The following is a 20024-nucleotide window of genomic DNA, read 5'->3' as shown; positions in this document are numbered from 1 at the left end:
TGTCGTGATCACCCTACGGCCGGCCGCCCGGTGCCCGCCCCGCGTCGGTCACCTTGTGATTCCATCATGATTCCACAACTTCGAACAGAGCCGAACACGGGCTGCCTGCGGGCCCGGCGCTGTCTACCATCACTGTCATGCGGGAAGCGGGTGCTCCCGGGCTGCGGCGACGCGCCCGGAGCCGGCCACGCCGCGAGCCGGGGCCGTTGCCCCGGGCCGTCGCCCGGATCGTGGTGCGCGCCGCCGACGCCGCCACCCGCGCGGTGACGGCCCTGCTCGGCGCCAGCCCGGCGGCCGGCCGGGAGCGGATCAGTGAGGCGGAGCTGCGCGACCTGGTCGCCGCCAACACCCTGCTCGACCCGGTCGAGCGGCGGATCATCGACGAGGTGCTGGTCGCGGGGGCGAGCCTGGTCCGCGAGGTGATGATGCCGCGCACCGAGGTCGTCTTCCTCTCCGCCCGGCTCACCATCGCCGAGGCGGAGCGGATGGTGCGGGCCGAGACCCACACCCGCTACCCGGTCGTCGACGGCACCCACGACGACGTGGTCGGCTTCGTGCACCTGCGCGACGTGCTGCTCCGCCCGGACGTCGATCCCTGCACCACCGTCGGCGAGCTGACCCGGGAGGTGAAGCGGCTGCCCGGCAGTAAACGGGTGCTCGCCGCGCTCAGCGAGATGCGTCGGGAGCGCCACCATCTCGCCGTGGTCGTCGACGAGTACGGCGGCACCGCCGGCATCGTCACCCTGGAGGACCTGATCGAGGAGCTGATCGGGGAGATCCACGACGAGTACGACACCGACCCCGACCCGGTGCACGCGGGCCTGCCCGCCGTGGTGGACGGCCGGCTCAACCTCGCCGACTTCGCCGAGCACACCGGGGTGCGCCTGCCACCCGGTCCGTACGAGACGGTCGGCGGCTTCGTGATGGCCGCGCTGGGCCGGCTCCCCGTCGCCGGCGACGAGGTGCCGGTGACCGTCGGCCCGCCCGGCGACGGCGGCGCGGAACCCGACGACCCGCCCGACGGCTGGCTGCTGCGGGTGCTCACGCTGGAGGGACGGCGGGTGGCCCGGCTCACCGTCTCCGCCGGGCGCCTGCCGGAGCCGCGGCGCGAGATCACCGCCCCCGCACCGGTGGGGCGGAACCGACCCGCCGGCCCGTCATGACGCGCACCGGGTCTTGCTGACAGAATTGCCGCCATGTCCGACGTTCCCGCCCGCCCCCGCGTCTTCTCCGGCATCCAGCCGACGGCCGACTCGTTCCACCTCGGCAACTACCTGGGCGCCGTGCGGCACTGGGTGGCGTTGCAGGACACCCACGACGCCTACTACTGCGTGGTCGACCTGCACGCGATCACGGCGGGGCACGACCCGAAGACGCTCATGCAGCGCTCCCGGATGGCCGCCGCGCAGCTCTTCGCCGTCGGCCTCGACCCCGAGCGCAGCACGCTCTTCGTGCAGTCGCAGGTGCCCGAGCACTCGCAGCTCGCCTGGGTGCTGGGCTGCATCACCGGGTTCGGCGAGGCGAGCCGGATGACGCAGTTCAAGGACAAGTCGCAGAAGCAGGGCGGCGAGCGGGCGAGCGTCGGCCTGTTCACCTACCCGATCCTCCAGGCCGCCGACATCCTGCTCTACCAGGCCAACGCGGTGCCGGTCGGCGAGGACCAGCGCCAGCACCTGGAGCTCTCCCGCGACCTGGCCCAGCGGTTCAACTCGCTGTTCGGGCCGACCCTGACGGTGCCCGCGCCGCACATCGTCAAGGACACCGCGAAGATCACCGACCTCCAGGACCCGACGGCCAAGATGTCGAAGTCGTCCTCGTCGCCGGCCGGCATCGTCAACCTGCTGGAGGATCCGGCCCGCTCGGCCAAGAAGATCCGCTCCGCGGTCACCGACACCGGGCGGGAGATCGTCTTCGACACCGAGACCAAGCCGGGCGTCTCCAACCTGCTGACCATCTACTCGGCCCTGAGCGGGCGGAGCGTCGACGACCTGGTCGCCGCGTACGCCGGCAAGGGCTACGGCGACCTCAAGAAGGACCTCGGCGAGGTGGTGCGGGAGTTCGTCGGCCCGATCCAGGAGCGCACCAGGACCTACCTCGACGACCCGGCGCAGCTCGACAAGCTGCTCGCCGCCGGCGCGGAGAAGGCCCGCGTACTCGCCGGCACGACGCTGCGCACCGTGTACGAGCGGGTGGGCTTCTTCCCGCCGGTGCGCGGCGAGTAGCGCCCCGGCGCGACGGGTGAGGGCGGACGGGTCGGTGGCCGGAGGGATGACGCACAGCGTGGATCGCAGGGACGGGGCGCCGGACGCCGGCGACACCATCGAGATCGGCATCGCCGTCGACATCCCCGAGCCGTGGGGCAGCCTGCTCACCCGACGGCGGGTCGAGGCCGGCGACCCCCGGGTCGTCCCCGCGCACGTGACCCTGCTCGGGCCGACCGAGATCCCGGTGGCGACGCTGCCGGCGGTGGAACGGCACCTCGGCGCGGTCGCCGCCGCCCACCTGCCCTTCACCCTGCACCTGCGGGGCACCGGCACGTTCCGCCCGGTGACCCAGGTCGTCTTCGTGGCGGTGGCCGCCGGGATCAGCGAGTGCGAACTGCTCGCCGCCGCGATCCGGGCCGCCCCCGAGCTGCACCGCGAGGCGCGCTTCCCCTACCACCCGCACGTCACGGTCGCCCAGGACGTCGCGCCGGAGGCGCTGGACCGGGCGTACGAGGACCTGGCCGACTTCTCGGCCATGTTCGAGGTCGAGGCGTTCACTCTCTTCTCGCACAGCGGGCAGACCCGGTGGCAGCCGCGCCGGGACTTCCGGCTGGGCGGCTGAGCGGTCGCCCGGGTGCGCCACGGCGTCGACGCCGGCTCCCGCCGTACGACCGCCGCCCGGCGCGGGCCGGCACCCGGTTGCCCGCACGGCGGCCGGAGATCGGCGAGGATGACGGCGTGAACGTGCTGGGCCGCATCGAGGCGGGCATCGACCGCCGGATCAGTGCCACGCGCCGCCGGTGGGGCGCAGCCGACCACCTCTGGCGGGCCGGCGTGCTCTACAACGACGTGCTGGGCGGGCGGCTGGCCGCCGCGATCGCCTACTACGGCTTCTTCGCGGTCTTCGCGCTGGCGCTGGTCGGGTACTCGATCTTCGGGGCCATCCTGGAGGACAACGACGAGGTCAGCGCGGCTGCTGCGGACTTCCTCCGGGAGAACCTGCCGTTCCTCGACCCGGTGCAGATCGCCGACAGCAGCGGCACGGTCGGGGTGGTCGGCCTGATCATCCTCGCGTTCACCGGGGTCGGCTGGGTGGAGGCGATCCGCTCCTCCCAGCGGCTCATGTACGGGCTCAACCAGCAGCCCGGCAACCTGGTGGTCCGCCGCCTGGTCGACCTCGGCGTACTGGTGGTCATCTTCGTGCTGCTCGGCGTCTCGGTGGCGGCGGTGGACGCCCTGGAGTCGCTGCTGCGGTTCCTGCTGCGCAGCACCGGCTCGGTCGGCCTGACCACGGTCAGCGCGGTGCTCAGCGTGGTGGTCAACGCGGTGCTGGCCACCCTGCTGCTGGTGGCGGTGCCGAGGTTGCGGATGAGCCGGTCCCGGCTGCGCCCGGTGGTGCTGCTGGTCGCGGTCGGCATCACCCTGCTGAACACCGTCGGGCGCTTCTACGTGGTGCGCACCGAGCGGAACCCGGCGTACACGGTGGTGGCGGGCGCCGTGGGGCTGCTGCTCTACCTCTACCTGCTCAATCAGCTGGTGCTCTTCGGCGCGGCGCTGGCCGCGACCAGCCCGCGCGGTCGGGTGGTGGACCTGGCGGCGGCTCCGGGGCCGGTCGACCCGGACGCGGACACGGACCCGGGTACCCCGGGCGGGGCCGGATGAGTGGGGGAGCGGGCGTGCGGATCACGGTCGACCAGGGCTCGGCGGTGCCGCCGTACGAGCAGGTGCGCGGGCAGCTCGCGGAGCTGATCGGGACGGGCCGGTTGGCGGTGGGCACGCGGCTGCCGACCGTCCGTCGGTTCGCGGCCGACCTCGGGCTGGCGGTCAACACGGTGGCCCGGGCCTACCGGGAGCTGGAGGCGGCCGGCCTGCTGGAGACCCGGGGCCGGCATGGCACCTTCGTCGCGCCCGGGCGCGACGACGCGGCGGACCGGTTGCAGCGGATGGCGGCCGGGTACGCCGCCGAGGCCGCCCGGCTGGGCGTACCGCCCGCGACGGCGCTGGCCATGGTCCGCGCGGCGTTGGACGCGGCGCGGCCGGCCTGACGGTGCCGACGACACCGGGTCGGGCGCCGGCGACCCGCGCGCGGTAGGGCGAATGGCGGGAATGACTCCCCGGGGGCCCGGCGCCACGGACATGATGGGCGCGTGGGCGCACTCGTGACACTGGACCTGCCGGACGACTCGCCGATGCTCGGCCTGCCGTGGATCATCACCTTCGGCCCGCTCGGCGACGCCGACGAGTGGGAGCCGGTGGTCTGCGGCCCCTACGAGCGGCCACACGCCCTCGCACTGGCCGAGTCGATCGTCGCCGAGGAGCAGCTGATGGCGGTCGTGGAGCCGCTGCTGCCGGCGGTCTCGGCCGAGGAGATCCGGGGCGAGATCGCCGCGGCGCAGATCGCCGCCGAGGACGAGGCGGCGCAGCTCGAGCAGGCCGATCTCTACGGCGACTTCGAGGACACCATCGACGAGGAGCTGGAGGCGGCGGCCGAGGAGGCCGACAGCGCGGAGCCGCTCGCCCCGCCCACCGAGGCCGAGCTGCGGGCCGGCTTCGGGCGCATCGCCGCCAAGCTCACCAGCGGCGCCTGAAGCCGGCCCGGCCTGCGCATCCCGATGGACGCCGGCGCCACCGGAGCGGACTCCGGAGGCGCCGGCGCCACCTCACCCCCCACCACAAGGGGTCGGTAGCCCAGTCGCCCGTCGGCGCGGGGCACAACGGACGACCAGGTCGATGACGGGTTACCCGCTCAGCGCCGTTCGAACCACGCGGCCGCGTCGACTCCGAGCAGGTGGCCGGAGCCCTGCCCGGTGAGCGGCTCGCTGGCGGCGATCGGTGCGCCGTACCCGTCGATCAGGGCCGGCGCACCGCTGATGTTGACCACACAGGTCAGCACGGTGTCACCGGCGGTGCGGCTGAAGGCGAGCACGCCCGGCCCGGCCTCCAACCAGGTGACTGCGCCCGCGTCGGCGGCCAGCGCCGGGTGCTCCCGGCGGATCCGCAGCGCGGTGCGGTAGAGCTCCAGCGTCGAGCCGGGCACGCCGGTCTGGGCGGCGACCGAGAGGGCACGCCAGGTGGCCGGGGCCGGCAGCCAGCTCAGCTCGCTGCCGGCCGGCCCGAAGCCGTACGGGGCCAGCTCGCCGCTCCACGGGATCGGCACCCGGCAGCCGTCGCGGCTCTCGCCGGTGCGCAGGAACGCCGGGTCCTGGCGCAGCTCGTCCGGCAGGTCGAGCACCTCCGGCAGGCCCAGTTCCTCGCCCTGGTAGAGGTAGGCGCAGCCGGGCAGGGCGAGCATCAGCAGGGTGGCGGCGCGCGCCCGGCGCAGCCCCTCGGCGCCGTCGCCGTAGCGGGTCACGTGCCGCTGCTTGTCGTGGTTGGAGAGCACCCAGGTGGTGGGCGCGCCGACGATGGTCGACTCGGCGAGCGCGGTGTCGACGACCTTGCGGAACGAGTCGGCGGACCAGGTCGCGTCGAGGAAGTCGAAGCTGAACGCCTGGTGCAGCTCGTCCGGGCCGATGTAGCGGGCGAGGCGCTGCGGGGTCTCGGCCCACGCCTCGGCGACCGCCATCCGGCCGCCCGGGTAGCTGTCCAGGATCGGCCGCCAGGCGCGGTAGATGTCGTGCACCTCGTCCTGGTCGAAGTAGGGGAGCCGGCCCTTGCCGAGCAGCTCCGCCTGGCGCTGGCCGGTGGTCATGGAGTTGAACCCGACGTCCGGCAGCCCCTCGGCCTTGATCATGCCGTGCGCCACGTCGATCCGGAAGCCGTCCACGCCCCGGTCGAGCCAGAAGCGCAGCACGCCCTCGAACTCGGCGCGCACCTCGGGGTGCCGCCAGTTCAGGTCGGGCTGGGCCGGGTCGAACAGGTGCAGGTACCACTGACCGTCGTCGATCCGCGTCCAGGCGGGGCCGCCGAAGATGCTCTCCCAGTCGTTCGGGGGCAGTTCGCCGTTCTCGCCCTTGCCCTCGGCGAAGAGGTAGCGCGCCCGCTCGGGGGAGCCGGGCCCGGCCGCCAGCGCCGCCTGGAACCACTGGTGCGCGCTGGAGGTGTGGTTGGGCACCAGGTCGACGATGATCCGCAGGCCGAGGGCGTGCGCGTCGGTGATCATCGCGTCGAAGTCCGCGAGGGTGCCGAACATCGGGTCGACGTCGCGGTAGTCGGCGACGTCGTACCCGCCGTCGATCATCGGGGAGGTGTAGAAGGGGGTCAGCCAGAGCGCGTCCACGCCGAGGTCGTGCAGGTACGGCAGGCGCTCCCGGATGCCCTGGAGGTCGCCGACGCCGTCGCCGTTGGAGTCGGCGAAGCTGCGTACGTAGACCTGGTAGACGACCGCGGAGCGCCACCAGTCGTCGTCGGAGGCCAGCGGCGAGGGGTTGCTGACGGTCATGGGTGGCGTTCCCCGTTCTGTGGCGCGGGTCGGCGGCACCCGAGCGCGGCGCGGGTGCGGGGGTGATGTCTGAGCAGAATGCCGCTCGTTACTGCAAGAGTCAAGCATTCCTTGCGCAAGAAATGGCGTCGGTCACGCGGCGCCCCGAGGGAACCCCGCTCGCGCGGGCCTGCCGGGGGCGGGCGGTCAGGCCGGGACGGCCAGCGCGGGCGGGGCCGGGCGCTGCCGGGTCGGGCCGCCCGGGGCGGGGCGCGCGGCGCCGGTCGGGGCGACGGCGGTGGAGCCGCGCACGACCAGTTCCGGGCGGAACACGTACTCCGAGTGCGGGGCGGCGTGCCCGTTGATCTCGTCCACCAGGGCCCGGACGGCGGCGACGGCCATCGCGGCCACCGGCTGCCGCATCGTGGTCAGCGGCGGGTCGGTGAAGGCCATCAGCGGGGAGTCGTCGTAGCCGACCACCGACAGCTCTCCCGGGACGGACATGCCGCGCTGCCGGGCGGCCCGGATCGCGCCGAGCGCCATCAGGTCGGAGCCGCAGACGATGCCCGTGACGCCCCGGTCCAGCAGCCGGGCGGCGGCGGCCTCGCCGCCCTCCACGCCGAACAGCGACAGCTCGGCCAGTTCGTCGAGGCCGGGCTCGTCGACCCCGACGAGCCGGCCCATCGCGGCCCGGAAGCCGGCCACCCGGCGCTGCACCGGCACGAACCGGTCCGGCCCGGTGATCAGGCCGATGCGGCGGTGCCCGAGCGCCACCAGGTGGGCCACGGCCAGTTCGGTGGCCTCGCCGTCGTCGCAGGAGACGAAGGGCGCGGGGATGCCGGGCGCGTACCCGTTGATCATCACGACGGGCAGCGGGCGGGCGATCAGGGCGCGGTAGCGGTCGTGGTTGGCGGCGGTGTCGGCGTGCAGGCCGGAGACGAAGACTATTCCGGAGACCTGCCGGTCGAGCAGCATCTCCACGTACTCGTCCTCGGTGACCCCGCCGGCGGTCTGGGTGCAGAGCACGGGGGTGAACCCGCTCTGCGCCAGGGTCGACTCGATCACCTGGGCGAAGGCGGGGAAGATCGGGTTGTCGAGCTCGGGGACCACCAGGCCCACGAGGCCGGCGCTGCGCTTGCGCAGCCGGGCCGGGCGCTCGTAACCGAGCACATCGAGAGCGGTCAGTACGGCCTGCCGGGTCTCGGGGGCCACTCCCGGGCGGTCGTTGAGCACCCGCGACACCGTGGCCTCGCTGACTTCGGCCTGTTGGGCGATGTCGGACAGTCGAGCGCGCATGGGCGCACTTTAGCTCAAAGGCAAGTTCTTGCGTACACTTCTGCAAGCCCTTCCATTCTCTGCAACCTCTTGCTAACGTCCCCGCAACACGCGAGAGCAGCGGCGCAGCACGCCCGGCGCCGGTTGGCAAGAAAATTACAGAGCTTCCACTGGCGGGATCGCCCCTCCCCCGGCGGGCCGCCATGACGACAGGAGTACCGATGCGCATCCGTACCGCGGGTGTGGTCGCCGTCCTCGGCCTGGCGCTCGCCGCCTCCGGCTGTGGTGGCGACAGCAACGACGAGCCGGCCGCGAACGAGTCCAGCAAGGCCGCCACCGGCGGCAAGCTGGTGATCTGGGCCGACGACAAGCGCGCCGCCGCCCTCAAGCCGTTCGGTGAGAAGTTCGGCCAGGAGAACGGCGTCACGGTCGAGGTCCAGGCCGTCTCCAAGGACCTCCAGACCAACTTCGTCACCGCCTCCCAGCAGGGCAGCGGCCCGGACGTCGTGGTCGGCGCGCACGACTGGATCGGCAACCTGGTGCAGAACGGCGCCATCGACCCGGTCCAGCTCGCCGCCGAGCAGAAGAGCGCGTTCAACGAGACCGCCGTCAAGGCCGTCACGTTCAACGGCCAGCTCTACGGCGTGCCCTACGCCATGGAGAACCTGGCGCTGATCCGCAACACCGAGCTGGCCCCCGAGGCGCCGAAGACCATCGAAGAGCTGGTCGCCACCGGCAAGAAGCTCAAGGCCGAGAAGAAGGCCAGCGAGATCCTCTGCCTCCAGTCCGGCCAGAACGGCGACGCGTACCACATCTACCCGCTCTACACCTCGGCCGGCGGCTACCTCTTCGGTACCGGCGCCAACGGCGACTACGACCCGAAGGACCTGGGCGTGGGCAAGCCGGAGTCGATCGCGGCGTTCCAGAAGATCGCCAAGCTCGGTGAGAAGGGCGAGGGCGCGCTGAAGCGTTCGATCACCCCCGAGAACTCGATCGCCACGTTCACCGGCAAGAAGTGCGCCTTCCTGGTCTCCGGCCCGTGGGCCATCGCCGACGCCAAGAAGGCCAACATCAAGTACGACATCTCCCCGGTCCCCGGCTTCGCCGGTGGCAAGGAGGCCCAGCCGTTCGTGGGCGTCCAGTCCTTCTACGTCGCGTCCAAGGGCCAGAACAAGGCCCTGGCGCAGGAGTTCGTCGCGAACCACGTGACCACCGCGGACCTCGCCGTGGCGCTCTACAACGCCGAGCCGCGTCCCCCGGCGCTGACCGCCGCGCTGGACCAGGTCAAGGGCAGCGACCCGGACCTGGCCAAGTTCCAGGAGGCCGGCAAGAACGGCCAGGTGCTCCCGGCGATCCCGGCCATGGCCGCGATCTGGGACCCGTTCGGCAAGGCGGAGGCCGCCATCATCGGCGGCGCCGACCCGGCCAAGACGATCACCGCAGCCGGTAAGACGATCGCCGGCCAGATCAAGTAATGAGCACGTCGTCATCCGGCCCGGGGGCTGCCACGCAGCCCCCGGGCCGGGGGCCCGTACGGTCCGGGTCCCCGCGCACGTCCCGTACCGCGCGGAACCACGCGCCGATCACCCTGACCGGCCTGCTCGTCAAGGTGGTCCTGCTCGGCCTCGTGGCCGGGATCGCGGTCTGGGCGGCCTTTCCGCTCATCGAGGCCGAGCTCTGGGTCGGGTTGGCGATCCTGCTGGCGACCACCGCCGGACTCTTCTACCTCTACCTGACCCCCCGGCACATCCCCGTCAAGTACCTGATCCCGGGCACGCTCTTCCTGGTGGCGTTCCAGATCATCCCGGTGCTCTACACCGCCAGCACCGCCTTCACGAACTTCGGTGACGGCCACCGGGGCAGCAAGGACGACGCCATCGTCGCCATCCAGAGCGGCTCGGTGACGCAGGTCCCCGGCTCGATCCAGTACCCGCTGACCGTCGCAACCAAGGGCGACCCGGCCACCGGCGCGCTGGTCTTCCTGGTCACCGACCCGCAGACGAACACGGTCTCCGTCGGCGATACCGAGGGCCTGCGCCCGCTCGGCGCCGGCAGCGTCACCGTCGCGCCGGGCGGCAAGGTCACCGCCGCCGACGGCTACCAGATCCTCAACTTCGGCGAGGCCAGCAAGCGGAGCAAGGACATCACCGACCTGGTGGTGCCGACCTCCGGGGGCGCGCTGCGCTCGTCCGGCCTGTCGCGCGCCTACGAGGGCAAGGCGGTCCGGGCGTACGACGCGGGCTGCGACTGCATCCGCGACAGCGAGACCGGTAAGACCTGGACCGCCGACGGGAAGGTCGGCTCCTTCGTCGCCGCGGACGGCGAGGCGCTGGCCCAGGGCTGGCAGGTCAACGTCGGGCTGCGGAACTTCGCCAGCGTGCTCACCGACCCGGCCATCTCCGGCCCGTTCTTCAGCACGCTGATCTGGAACTTCGCCTTCGCGCTCGGCTCCACCGGCTTCACGTTCCTGCTCGGCATGGGGATCGCGCTGGCGCTGCACTCGCCCCGGATGCGGGGCACGAACTTCTACCGGGTGTTGCTGATCCTGCCCTACGCCATGCCGTCCTTCGCGATGCTGCTGGTCTGGCGGGACATGTTCAACACCGACTTCGGCCTGATCAACAACCTGTTCGGGCTGGGGGTGGACTGGTTCGGTGAGACCTGGTCGGCCCGGCTCGCGGTGCTGCTGGTGCAGCTCTGGCTCGGCTACCCGTACATGTTCCTGGTGACCACCGGCGCGTTGCAGGCCATCCCACGCGAGCTGACCGAGGCCACCTCGGTCGACGGGGCGTCGCCGTTCCAGTCGTTCCGCGCGGTGACCATGCCGCTGCTGCTGGTGGCGATCTCGCCGCTGCTGATCGCGTCCTTCGCGTACAACTTCAACAACTTCAACGCGATCCAGTTCGTCACCGAGGGCGGACCGTTCCCGGCGGACAACCCGACGGCCGGCGCCACCGACCTGCTGATCACCTACACCTACCGGCTGGCCTTCGGCGCCCAGGGTGCCGAGTACGGCCTCGCCGCCGCTGTCTCGATCTTCATCTTCGCGATCGTGGCGACGGTGTCGGCGATCAGCTTCTCCCGGACCCGCAAGCAGGAGGAGGTGTACTCGTGAGCACTCGCACCGATGCGCCCGTCGCCAACCGCAACGCGGCCGGACGGTCCAGGAACCGCTGGTTCGCCCAGGTGGGATGGCGGCACCTGGTCGGGATCCTGGCGGTGGCGTTCAGCCTCTTCCCGATCCTGTTCGTCGTCTCGGCGGCGCTCAACCCGCTCGGCACGCTCTCCTCCACGGAGCTGCTGCCGACCGGCGCCTCGCTGGAGAACTTCACCAACCTCTTCGAGCGGACCGCCTTCGCCCGCTGGTTCCTCAACTCGCTGCTCCTGGCGGGGGTGGCCAGCTTCGCGTCGATCTTCCTGTCGGCGCTGGCGGCGTACGCCTTCTCCCGGATGCGGTTCGCCGGCCGTCGCGTCGGACTGCTCTCCCTGCTGCTGATCCAGATGTTCCCGCAGTTCCTGGCGATCGTGGCGATCTTCCTGATCTTCACGAAGGTCACCGAACTGTGGCCGGTGATCGGCTTCAACACCCCGTGGGGCCTCTTCCTGCTCTACATGGGTGCCGCCCTCGGCGCGAACACCTGGCTGATGAAGGGCTTCTTCGACACGCTGCCGAAGGAGCTGGACGAGTCCGCCACCATGGACGGCGCCTCGCACGCCCAGATCTTCTTCCGGATCATGCTGCCGCTGGTGGCGCCGATCCTGGCGGTGACCGGTCTGCTCGCCTTCATCGGTGCGATCAACGAGTTCGTGATCGCCAACGTGTTCCTCACGAACACCAACTCGAAGACCCTCGCGGTCGGAATGTTCGGGCTGGTGGCCGGCGAGCGCAACAACAACTTCGGGATCTTCGCGGCGGGCACCCTGCTCACCGCCATCCCGACGGTGCTGGTGTTCCAGCTCCTCCAGCGCTACATCGTCAACGGCCTCACGGCCGGAGCTGTAAAAGGCTGAGCCTCCTCGGCTCACCGCTGCGGCAAGGGCGTCGGCGTCCGACGTACACCGGAGCAGTCACGGATCGACCGCCGCGGCCGGGCAACCGGCCGCGGCGGGAGACCCCTTTCTCTCCCAGTCCGACCGACGCGAAAGGCGCCACCATGTCCCTGTTGCCGCACCACGACGGTTCCGCCCTGTACGTGCCCGAGCAGGAGCCCGCCCTCGGCGACGTCGTCGACGTCTTCGTCCGGGTGCCGGCCGGCGCCGACGTCCGGCAGGTGCACGTGCGCACCACCGGCGACGGAGAGCCCCGCTTCACCGAGGCGGTCGTGGACCGCACCGACGGCGGCGACGTCTGGTGGCGGGTCCCCGTCGAGGCCCGCAACCCGGTCAGCAACTACCGGTTCATGCTCACCGGCAGCCGCGGCTACCGCTGGCTGAACGCCGCCGGCCTGGTGCACCACGACGTGCCCGACAACGGCGACTTCAAGCTGGTCACCCACGCGCCGCCGCCGGCCTGGGCCCGCGACGCGGTGATCTACCAGATCTTCCCCGACCGGTTCGCCCGGTCCGCCGCCGCCGAGGGCCGCGAACTGCCGGACTGGGCCATCCCGTGCGACTGGGACACCCCGGTGATCGGGCGCGGCCCCGAGACTCCCCGGCAGTTCTACGGGGGAGACCTGGACGGCGTCACCGGGCGGCTGGATCACCTGGACCGGCTCGGGGTGAACACCGTCTACCTGACCCCGATCTTCCCGGCCCGCTCCAACCACCGCTACGACGCGGCCAGCTTCGACACCGTCGACCCGCTGCTCGGCGGGGACGCCGCGCTGGCCCGCCTCGCCGACGCCGTACGCGCCCGGGGCTGGCGGCTGCTCGGCGACATCACCAGCAACCACACCGGCGACGCGCACGAGTGGTTCACCAGGGCCGCCTCCGACTCCTCCGCGCCCGAACGGGAGCTGTACTACTTCGACGAGGTCTCCGGTGACTACGAGTCGTGGAACGGGGTCAGGTCGCTGCCGAAGCTGAACTGGGGCAGCGCCGAGCTGCGCCGGCGCTTCGCCACCGCCGACGACTCGCTGCTGCGCCGCTGGCTGCGCCCGCCGTACGGGCTGGACGGCTGGCGGGTGGACGTGGCCAACATGACCGGGCGGCGGGGCGCCGACGCGTACACCCACGAGGTGGCGGCGCTGCTGCGCGAGGTGGTCGTCCGGACCCGGGCCGACGCGCTGCTGATGGCCGAGCACGGCCACGACCACACCGGCGACCTCGACCGGAACGGCTGGCACGGCACGATGAACTACGTCGGCTTCACCGACCCGGTCTGGTCCTGGCTGCGCCACGGCGACCAGCCCGTACCGAACTTCCTCGGCACCCCGGGCGGGGTGGTGCGCCGGGACGCGGACGCGGTGCTCGCCACCATGAACGCCTACCGCTCGTTGATCTCCTGGCGGTCGTACACCCACTCGTGGCAGCTGCTCGGGTCGCACGACTCCGCCCGGATCCGCACCGTGGTCGGCGACGCCGCCCGGCAGGAGGTCGCCGCCGGGCTGCTCGCCACCATGCCCGGCACCCCGATGATCTTCGCCGGCGACGAGCTGGGCCTGACCGGCACCAACGGCGAGGGTTCGCGTACCCCGATGCCGTGGCACCGGCCCGAGAGCTGGGACGCCTCGACGTTCGCCGCGTACCGCGCCCTGGTGGCGCTGCGCCGCGCGGAGCCCGCGCTGCGCCACGGCGGCCTGCGCTGGCTGCACGCCGACGCGGACACGCTGGTCTTCCTGCGCGAGGCGCCGACCGGCACGGTGCTGGTGCTGGCCCGCCGCGCCGCCGGCGAGCCGCTGCGCCTGGCCGGGCTGCGGCCGGCCGAGAACCTGTACGGCGGGGCCCCCGCCCTGCGGCCCGACGCCGACGGCGCGGTCACCCTCCCGGCGGACGGCCCCACCTTCCAGGCGTGGCGCCTGACCTGATGGCCGAGTAGCGGGGCGGAACCCCTACCCGCCCCGCTACTACAATCCGTCGTTGATGGGGGAGGATGGTGGGCGTGGAAGCTCTGAGACTGATACTTCGCTACGTCCATCTGATCGGTTTCGCCCTGCTGCTCGGCGGCGCGATCGTCCAGTACGTCAGCGGCAAGCTGCGGATCAACCCGGCCATGCTCTGGGGGTCCGTGATCATGCTGGCGACCGGGATCGGCCTCTCCGCGCCACTGCGCGACGGCGACGAGCCGGCCCCCGCGAAACTTGTTACCAAGTTGGTGCTCGCCATCCTGATCTTCGTCATGGTCTTCTTTTCCCGGAAGCGCGACGTGGTCAACCGTGGGCACTTCCTGGCAATCGTCGGGTTGACCCTGGTCAACGCGGCGGTGGCCGTCTTCTGGCGGTAACGTCACCGACAGGGACGACGTGCAGAACCGGACGTTCCGCGACGCCCCGCCGCGCATCTACCAGCACTGAGAGTGATCTGCCCCACCTAAGGGTTACGTAGGGGTAACAGGCACCCAACAGTCGTGCACGATTGTCGGCCGGTGGGTGGGCGCGGGCGTACGCTCCCGTCCGTAACGTGGGACGCCGGCGGCGCAGCGCAGGCCGGCTCAAAGGGCTGCCACCGTGCAGGACGCGGTGTGCAATGGGAAGGAGACGTCTTGCGCTCGATGCGTGGGATGCGGATCGCCTCCGCCGTCGCGGTGGGTGGGCTCGTGCTGGGCGCCGCCGCGTGCGGTGAGGCTCCCGAGGAGAACAACAACGCCGGCAGTGGCGACAAGAAATACACCGCCTGCATGGTGACCGACGTCGGCGGCATCGACGACAAGTCGTTCAACACCTCCGCCTGGAAGGGCCTGGAGGAGGCCAAGAAGGCCAACGACAAGATCGACATCAAGTACGTCGCGTCGAAGGCCGAGGCGGACTACGAGGTCAACCTGACCCAGTACGTCAACCAGAAGTGCGACTTCATCCTGGCCGTCGGTGGCCTGATGGGTGACGCCACCTCCAAGATCGCCAAGGCGAACCCGAACCAGCAGTTCGGCATCGTCGACGCGAAGGTCCCGGAGACCAACGTCTACCCGATGCAGTTCGACACCGCCCAGGCCGGCTTCCTCGCCGGCTACCTGGCCGCTGGCATGACCAAGAGCGGCACGGTGGGCACCTACGGCGGCCTGCCGATCCCGCCGGTCACCATCTTCATGGACGGCTACGCCGACGGCGTCGCGCACTACAACAAGACCAAGAGCAAGACGGTCAAGGTCGTCGGCTGGGACAAGGCCGCCCAGAAGGGCTCCTTCACCAACGACTTCGTCAAGCAGGACGAGGGCAAGAAGGTCAGCGACGCGCTGGTCGCCCAGGGTGCCGACATCATCATGCCGGTCGCTGGCGGTGCCGGCCTCGGCACCACCGGCGCGGCCAAGGCGTCGGGCGGCAAGTACAACACCATCTGGGTGGACGTCGACGGCTGCGAGAGCACCCAGGACTGCGCGGCGATCATCACCACCGTCGAGAAGAACATCCCGGACGCCGTCAAGGAGGCCGTCGTCAAGGCCGCCAACGGCGAGAAGCTGTCGGCCACCCCGGGCTACCTCGGCAACCTGTCGAACAACGGCGTCGGGCTCGCCCCGTACCACGAGTTCGACAGCAAGGTCCCGGCCGAGCTGAAGGCCGAGATCGACAAGCTGAAGGCGGACATCGCCGCCGGCACCGTCACCGTCACCTCCGCGGCCCAGCCGAAGTGAGGCTCCGCCGGCCGCCCGCGGTGAGACGATCACCCCGGTAGGCCGGCGAGCGGTACAGCACGACGACCCGGCCGCCCCGGCGTCGCGGGGGAAACCCCCACGGCGCCGGGGCGGCCGATCCGCACCACCCGACGACGGCCCCGCGCCGCGAGCGGTACATCGGCAGCTACGCTGCACCATCGCTTCGCACTCCAGGAGGTTGCGCTGAGACTCGAACTGCGCGGCATCACCAAACGGTTCGGTGATCTGGTCGCCAACGACCACATCGATCTGACGGTGGAGCCTGGAGAGATCCACGCCCTGCTCGGCGAGAACGGCGCGGGCAAGTCGACCCTGATGAACGTGCTCTACGGGCTCTACCAGCCCGACGAGGGCGAGATCCTGGTCGACGGCGCGCCGCTGAAGCTGCGGGGCCCGTCCGACGCGATCGCGGCCGGGATCGGCATGGTGCACCAGCACTTCATGCTGGTGCCCGTCTTCACGGTGACCGAGAACATCATGCTCGGCGCCGAGCAGGTCAAGGGCGGCATCGCCGGCTTCCTGGACCGGCGGCGGGCCCGGCGCGAGGTCGCCGAGGTCTCCGAGCGGTACAACCTGCGGGTCGACCCGGACGCGGTGATCGAGGACCTGCCGGTCGGCATCCAGCAGCGGGTGGAGATCGTCAAGGCGCTCACCCGCGACGTCGACCTGCTCATCCTCGACGAGCCGACGGCCGTGCTCACGCCGCAGGAGACCGAGGAACTGCTCACCGTGATGCGGTCGCTCAAGGCCGCCGGCAAGTCGATCGTCTTCATCACCCACAAGCTGGGCGAGGTCAAGGCCATCGCCGACCGGATCACCGTGATCCGGCGCGGGAAGACCGTCGGCACCGCCTCCCCGGAGGCGAGCCGGGACGAGCTGGCCGCGCTCATGGTCGGCCGCAGCGTGCGGCTCACCGTCGACAAGGAGGCCGCCACCCCCGGCAAGCCGGTCCTGGAGGTCGCCGGCCTCGTCGTCGACGACGACCGGCAGATCCGCGCGGTCGACGGGATCGACCTGACCGTGCACGCGGGCGAGGTGCTCGGCGTCGCGGGCGTGCAGGGCAACGGCCAGACCGAGCTGATCGAGGCGATCATGGGGCTGCGCCCGACGCTCGCCGGCACGGTCACGCTCGACGGGCAGCAGGTCGACGGCTGGTCGACCAAGAAGGTGCTCCGCGCGGGCGTCGGCTACGTGCCCGAGGACCGCAGCGTCGACGGCCTGGTCAAGGAGTTCTCCGTCGCGGAGAACCTGGTGCTCGACATCTACGACCGGCCGCCGTTCGGCAAGGGCCTGGCGTTGCGGCCGGACGCCATCGCGAAGTCGGCGAAGGAGCGGATCGAGCAGTTCGACGTCCGCACCTCCTCGGCCGACGCGCCCGTCGGCACCCTCTCCGGCGGCAACCAGCAGAAGGTCATCGTGGCCCGGGAGCTGTCCCGGCCGCTGAAGCTCTTCATCGCCGCCCAGCCGACCCGCGGCGTCGACGTCGGGTCGATCGAGTTCATCCACAGCCAGGTCATCCGCGAGCGGGACGTCGGCACCGCCGTCATGGTGGTCTCCAGCGAGCTCGACGAGGTGATCGGCCTGGCCGACCGGATCGCGGTGATGTACCGCGGCCGGATCATCGGCATCGTCGGCCCCGACACCCCGCGCGAGGAGATCGGCCTGCTGATGGCCGGCATCACCCCGGACGCGGCGCCCGCCGCCGCGACCGGCACGACCCCGGCCGACGGCGGCGCGGCGGCCCCCGCCGCCGAGGGCCCTGGTAGCAAGGACGAGGCATGACGAACCCGAACCCCGAGTCGGGCTCCCCGGGCAACCCGAACCCCCCGTCGGGCTCCCCGGACAAGGAGCCGGCGACCGAGGCGCAGGCCGCGCGGACCGCGCTCGGCAACACCGAGCGCGCCGAGACGGCCACCTCCCCGAAGGCCCCGGCCCGGGCCCCGGAGCCGAAGCCCTCGCTGGGCCGCCTGTTCCTGGACAACCTCTGGGCGGCGAACACCTTCACGGTGACGCTGCTGTCGCTGGTGCTGGCGATGATCGTCGGCGCGATCCTGATGATCGTGTCCGACCCCGAGGTTCTCGCCACCTACAGCTACATCACGGCCCGGCCGGCCGACGCGCTCAACGCGAGCTGGACGCTGGTCAGTGAGGCGTACGGGAACCTCTTCAAGGGCGCGATCTTCGACCCGGACGCGGTCGGCTTCCAGGCGGCGATGAGCCCGATCTCGGAGACGCTCACCTACACCGCGCCGCTGGTCTTCACCGGCCTGTCGGTGGCGCTGGCCTTCCGGGGCGGCCTGTTCAACATCGGCGCCCAGGGCCAGGCCACCATGGGCGTGATCCTGGCCGCGCTGGCGGGCTTCCTGCTGCCGCTGCCGCCGGGCCTGCACCTGCTCGTCGCGGTGCTCGCCGGCGCGCTCGGCGGGGCGATCTGGGGCTTCATCCCGGGCATCCTCAAGGCGCGCACCGGCGCCCACGAGGTGATCAACACGATCATGCTCAACTACATCGCCACGTACTTCCTGACCTGGATCATCGTGCAGAACGGCGTCCAGGACCCGAACCGTACGGACGCGATCAGCAAGCCGGTCGACGGCTCCGCCCAGCTGCCCCGGCTGCTCGGCGACGGGCTCCGGGTGCACGCCGGCATCATCCTGGCGGTGCTGGCCACCTGGGCGGTCTGGTGGCTGCTCAACCGCTCCACGCTCGGCTTCGAGCTGCGCGCCGTCGGCGCCAACCCGGACGCCGCGCGGACCGCCGGCATCAGCGTCACCCGGACGTACGTCCTGATCATGGTCTTCGCCGGGATCCTGGCCGGCCTCGGCGGCTCCAACATGGTGCTCGGCTCCACCGCCAGCGCGCTGACCCCGCTGGTCGTCGCGCAGATCGGCTTCGACGGCATCCTGGTGGCGCTGCTCGGCCGGGTGAAGCCGTGGGGCGTCGCGCTGGCCGCGCTGCTCTTCGGCGCGCTCCAGGCCGGCGGCAACCGGATGCAGTCCTACTCGGGGATCTCGCTGGAGCTGGTCACCGTGCTCCAGGCGCTGATCGTCATCTTCATCGCCGCGCCGGCCCTGGTGAAGGCGATCTTCCAGCTCCGGGCCGCCCGCGCCGCCCGGTTGCAGACGAGCCTGGCGAAGGGCTGGTAACTCATGTCCACCATGGCTGTCGAAGACGTCGCGGTCGCCCCCGTCGACCAGGGCTTCTGGACCCGTACCCGCAAGGTCGGCGCCGTGCTGCTCGCCCTCGGCCTGCTGGCGACGGTGCTGTTCGGGGCGCTCGCCACCGGCGAGCAGGCCCGCTTCACCCTCAGCGAGGACACCGCCGGCGCCGCCCTGAAGATCCACGGCACCCTCGGCGCGATCCTCTTCGGCCTCGTCGCCCTCGCCGCCGGCGTCGCGATGCTCGCCGGCCTGCCGAAGCGCTGGTTCACCGTCGTCCTCGGCGTCGGCCTGGTCGGCTTCGTGCTGTCGTTCCTCTGCTGGCAGGTCTCCGACGCGCCGCCCGGGCAGAACTTCATGCCGCTGGTCAACATCCTCCGGAACACCTTCATCCTGGCCCTGCCGCTGATCTTCGGCGCCCTCGCCGGCGTGCTCTGCGAGCGCTCCGGCGTGGTCAACGTGGCCATCGAGGGGCAGCTGCTGATGGGCGCCTTCAGCGGCGCGCTCTTCGGCAGCCTCACCGGCAACGTCTGGGTCGGCCTGGTCGCCGCGGCCATCGGCGGCGCGTTCATCTCGCTGCTGCTGGCCGTCTTCTCGATCCGCTACCTGGTCGACCAGGTCGTCATCGGCATCGTGCTCAACCTGCTGGCCGTCGGCGTCACCGGCTTCCTCTACGAGCGGCTGATGCAGACCAACGCGCAGAAGTACAACAGCGCCCCCCGGTTCAGCAACTGGGAGATCCCGCTGCTGTCGGACATCCCGCTGCTCGGCCCGGCCCTGTTCCGGGGCAACATCTTCCTCTACCTCGGCCTGCTGCTGGTGCTGGTCATCCACATCGCGCTGTTCCGCACCCGCTGGGGCCTGCGTACCCGCTCGGTCGGCGAGCACCCCACCGCCGCCGACACCCTGGGCGTCAAGGTGCTCGGGCTGCGCTACCGCAACGTGCTGCTCGCCGGGGTGGTCGCCGGCATCGGCGGCGCCTCCTACACGCTGGCGCTCTACTCGTTCACCAAGAACATGATCGGCGGCAAGGGCTTCATCGCCCTCGCCGCGCTCATCTTCGGCCGGTGGAGCCCCACGGGGGCGCTGCTCGCGGCGCTCTTCTTCGGCTTCGCCGACCAGCTCGCCACCTACCTGGGCGCCATCAACAGCGTGATCCCGAGCCAGTTCCTGGCCATGCTGCCCTACCTGGCGACGATCCTGGCGGTGGCCGGTCTGGTCGGCCGGGTCCGGGCACCGGCCGCCGACGGCAAGCCGTACATCAAGGGCTGAGCGCAGGCGAC

The 20024-nt window shown here is 71.6% G+C and carries 17 protein-coding genes; 15 read left to right on the top strand and 2 right to left on the bottom strand.

Translation table 11 applies throughout. The features are described 5' to 3' along the window. Window positions 1-137 precede the first annotated feature (137 nt). The 6 genes from GA0070610_RS23695 (at window position 138) to GA0070610_RS23670 (ending at window position 4792) form a co-directional block, all read left to right on the top strand. A complete protein-coding gene (locus GA0070610_RS23695; protein ID WP_089002094.1) occupies window positions 138-1163 on the top strand; it encodes a hemolysin family protein in 1026 nt (341 codons plus the stop codon). Window positions 1164-1196: 33 nt separating this feature from the next. Continuing rightward, the gene (gene trpS / locus GA0070610_RS23690) at window positions 1197-2222 is read left to right on the top strand and encodes a tryptophan--tRNA ligase (RefSeq protein WP_089002093.1); all 1026 of its coding nucleotides are present in this window, start codon (window positions 1197-1199) and stop codon (window positions 2220-2222) included. Window positions 2223-2268: 46 nt separating this feature from the next. Then, the gene (locus GA0070610_RS23685) at window positions 2269-2826 is read left to right on the top strand and encodes a 2'-5' RNA ligase family protein (RefSeq protein ID WP_089002092.1); all 558 of its coding nucleotides are present in this window, start codon (window positions 2269-2271) and stop codon (window positions 2824-2826) included. 116 nt (window positions 2827-2942) lie between these two features. Continuing rightward, a complete protein-coding gene (locus GA0070610_RS23680; RefSeq protein ID WP_089003691.1) occupies window positions 2943-3866 on the top strand; it encodes a YihY/virulence factor BrkB family protein in 924 nt (307 codons plus the stop codon). Between the two features lie 14 nt (window positions 3867-3880). Then, window positions 3881-4249, top strand: a complete 369-nt coding sequence (locus tag GA0070610_RS23675; RefSeq protein WP_231925786.1) for a GntR family transcriptional regulator — start codon at window positions 3881-3883, stop codon at window positions 4247-4249. A 102-nt stretch (window positions 4250-4351) separates the two neighbouring features. Further along, window positions 4352-4792: a hypothetical protein gene (locus GA0070610_RS23670; protein ID WP_089002090.1), complete on the top strand. Its 441-nt coding sequence runs from the start codon at window positions 4352-4354 to the stop codon at window positions 4790-4792. 158 nt (window positions 4793-4950) lie between these two features. Here the strand turns inward: GA0070610_RS23670 and GA0070610_RS23665 are convergent, their stop codons facing one another. Both GA0070610_RS23665 and GA0070610_RS23660 read right to left on the bottom strand, forming a co-directional pair. Next, on the bottom strand, window positions 4951-6585 hold the full coding sequence (locus tag GA0070610_RS23665; RefSeq protein ID WP_089002089.1) for a glycoside hydrolase family 13 protein: 1635 nt from the start codon (window positions 6583-6585) through the stop codon (window positions 4951-4953). A 186-nt stretch (window positions 6586-6771) separates the two neighbouring features. Beyond that, a complete protein-coding gene (locus tag GA0070610_RS23660) occupies window positions 6772-7860 on the bottom strand; it encodes a LacI family DNA-binding transcriptional regulator (protein ID WP_089002088.1) in 1089 nt (362 codons plus the stop codon). A 200-nt stretch (window positions 7861-8060) separates the two neighbouring features. On the opposite strand from GA0070610_RS23660, the gene GA0070610_RS23655 reads away from it, so the two are divergent. The 9 genes from GA0070610_RS23655 to GA0070610_RS23615 all read left to right on the top strand — a co-directional run bounded on the left by GA0070610_RS23655 (window position 8061) and on the right by GA0070610_RS23615 (window position 20013). Beyond that, complete coding sequence (locus GA0070610_RS23655; protein ID WP_089002087.1) at window positions 8061-9314, top strand: sugar ABC transporter substrate-binding protein; 1254 nt, start codon at window positions 8061-8063, stop codon at window positions 9312-9314. After that, entirely contained in the window at window positions 9314-10954 is a 1641-nt protein-coding gene (locus GA0070610_RS23650) for an ABC transporter permease subunit (protein WP_089002086.1), read from the top strand. The genes GA0070610_RS23655 and GA0070610_RS23650 overlap by 1 nt, the downstream gene beginning before the upstream one ends. Beyond that, window positions 10951-11850: a sugar ABC transporter permease gene (locus GA0070610_RS23645; RefSeq protein WP_089002085.1), complete on the top strand. Its 900-nt coding sequence runs from the start codon at window positions 10951-10953 to the stop codon at window positions 11848-11850. The genes GA0070610_RS23650 and GA0070610_RS23645 overlap by 4 nt, the downstream gene beginning before the upstream one ends. A 143-nt stretch (window positions 11851-11993) precedes the next feature. Continuing rightward, on the top strand, window positions 11994-13805 hold the full coding sequence (locus GA0070610_RS23640; RefSeq protein WP_089002084.1) for a glycoside hydrolase family 13 protein: 1812 nt from the start codon (window positions 11994-11996) through the stop codon (window positions 13803-13805). A gap of 74 nt (window positions 13806-13879) precedes the next feature. Beyond that, window positions 13880-14221, top strand: a complete 342-nt coding sequence (locus tag GA0070610_RS23635; RefSeq protein WP_089003690.1) for a hypothetical protein — start codon at window positions 13880-13882, stop codon at window positions 14219-14221. A gap of 276 nt (window positions 14222-14497) precedes the next feature. Beyond that, the gene (locus GA0070610_RS23630) at window positions 14498-15562 is read left to right on the top strand and encodes a BMP family lipoprotein (protein ID WP_089002083.1); all 1065 of its coding nucleotides are present in this window, start codon (window positions 14498-14500) and stop codon (window positions 15560-15562) included. Between the two features lie 171 nt (window positions 15563-15733). Next, window positions 15734-17365 (top strand): ABC transporter ATP-binding protein, encoded by a 1632-nt coding sequence (locus GA0070610_RS23625; RefSeq protein ID WP_089002082.1) that lies wholly within the window; start codon window positions 15734-15736, stop codon window positions 17363-17365. Further along, window positions 17362-18729 (top strand): ABC transporter permease, encoded by a 1368-nt coding sequence (locus GA0070610_RS23620; protein WP_089002081.1) that lies wholly within the window; start codon window positions 17362-17364, stop codon window positions 18727-18729. The genes GA0070610_RS23625 and GA0070610_RS23620 overlap by 4 nt, the downstream gene beginning before the upstream one ends. A 3-nt stretch (window positions 18730-18732) precedes the next feature. After that, window positions 18733-20013, top strand: a complete 1281-nt coding sequence (locus tag GA0070610_RS23615; RefSeq protein ID WP_089002080.1) for an ABC transporter permease — start codon at window positions 18733-18735, stop codon at window positions 20011-20013. The last annotated feature ends 11 nt before the right edge of the window (window positions 20014-20024 follow it).

Origin of the sequence: Micromonospora echinofusca, assembly GCF_900091445.1 — a bacterium.
Taxonomy (GTDB): Bacteria; Actinomycetota; Actinomycetes; order Mycobacteriales; family Micromonosporaceae; genus Micromonospora; species Micromonospora echinofusca.
Note: the sequence above shows the minus strand (reverse complement) of the source record. Positions and strands in the feature narration are given on the sequence as shown.

Excerpts from the sequence above, each read along its gene's own strand:
- GA0070610_RS23630 (WP_089002083.1), top strand. The coding sequence starts at position 14,498 with ATGCGGATCGCCTCCGCCGTCGCGGTGGGTGGGCTCGTGCTGGGCGCC.
- GA0070610_RS23695 (WP_089002094.1), top strand. The coding sequence starts at position 138 with ATGCGGGAAGCGGGTGCTCCCGGGCTGCGGCGACGCGCCCGGAGCCGG.
- GA0070610_RS23685 (WP_089002092.1), top strand. The coding sequence starts at position 2,269 with ATGACGCACAGCGTGGATCGCAGGGACGGGGCGCCGGACGCCGGCGAC.
- GA0070610_RS23615 (WP_089002080.1), top strand. The coding sequence starts at position 18,733 with ATGTCCACCATGGCTGTCGAAGACGTCGCGGTCGCCCCCGTCGACCAG.
- GA0070610_RS23665 (WP_089002089.1), bottom strand. The coding sequence starts at position 6,585 with ATGACCGTCAGCAACCCCTCGCCGCTGGCCTCCGACGACGACTGGTGG.
- trpS (WP_089002093.1), top strand. The coding sequence starts at position 1,197 with ATGTCCGACGTTCCCGCCCGCCCCCGCGTCTTCTCCGGCATCCAGCCG.
- GA0070610_RS23655 (WP_089002087.1), top strand. The coding sequence starts at position 8,061 with ATGCGCATCCGTACCGCGGGTGTGGTCGCCGTCCTCGGCCTGGCGCTC.
- GA0070610_RS23640 (WP_089002084.1), top strand. The coding sequence starts at position 11,994 with ATGTCCCTGTTGCCGCACCACGACGGTTCCGCCCTGTACGTGCCCGAG.
- GA0070610_RS23620 (WP_089002081.1), top strand. The coding sequence starts at position 17,362 with ATGACGAACCCGAACCCCGAGTCGGGCTCCCCGGGCAACCCGAACCCC.
- GA0070610_RS23650 (WP_089002086.1), top strand. The coding sequence starts at position 9,314 with ATGAGCACGTCGTCATCCGGCCCGGGGGCTGCCACGCAGCCCCCGGGC.
- GA0070610_RS23660 (WP_089002088.1), bottom strand. The coding sequence starts at position 7,860 with ATGCGCGCTCGACTGTCCGACATCGCCCAACAGGCCGAAGTCAGCGAG.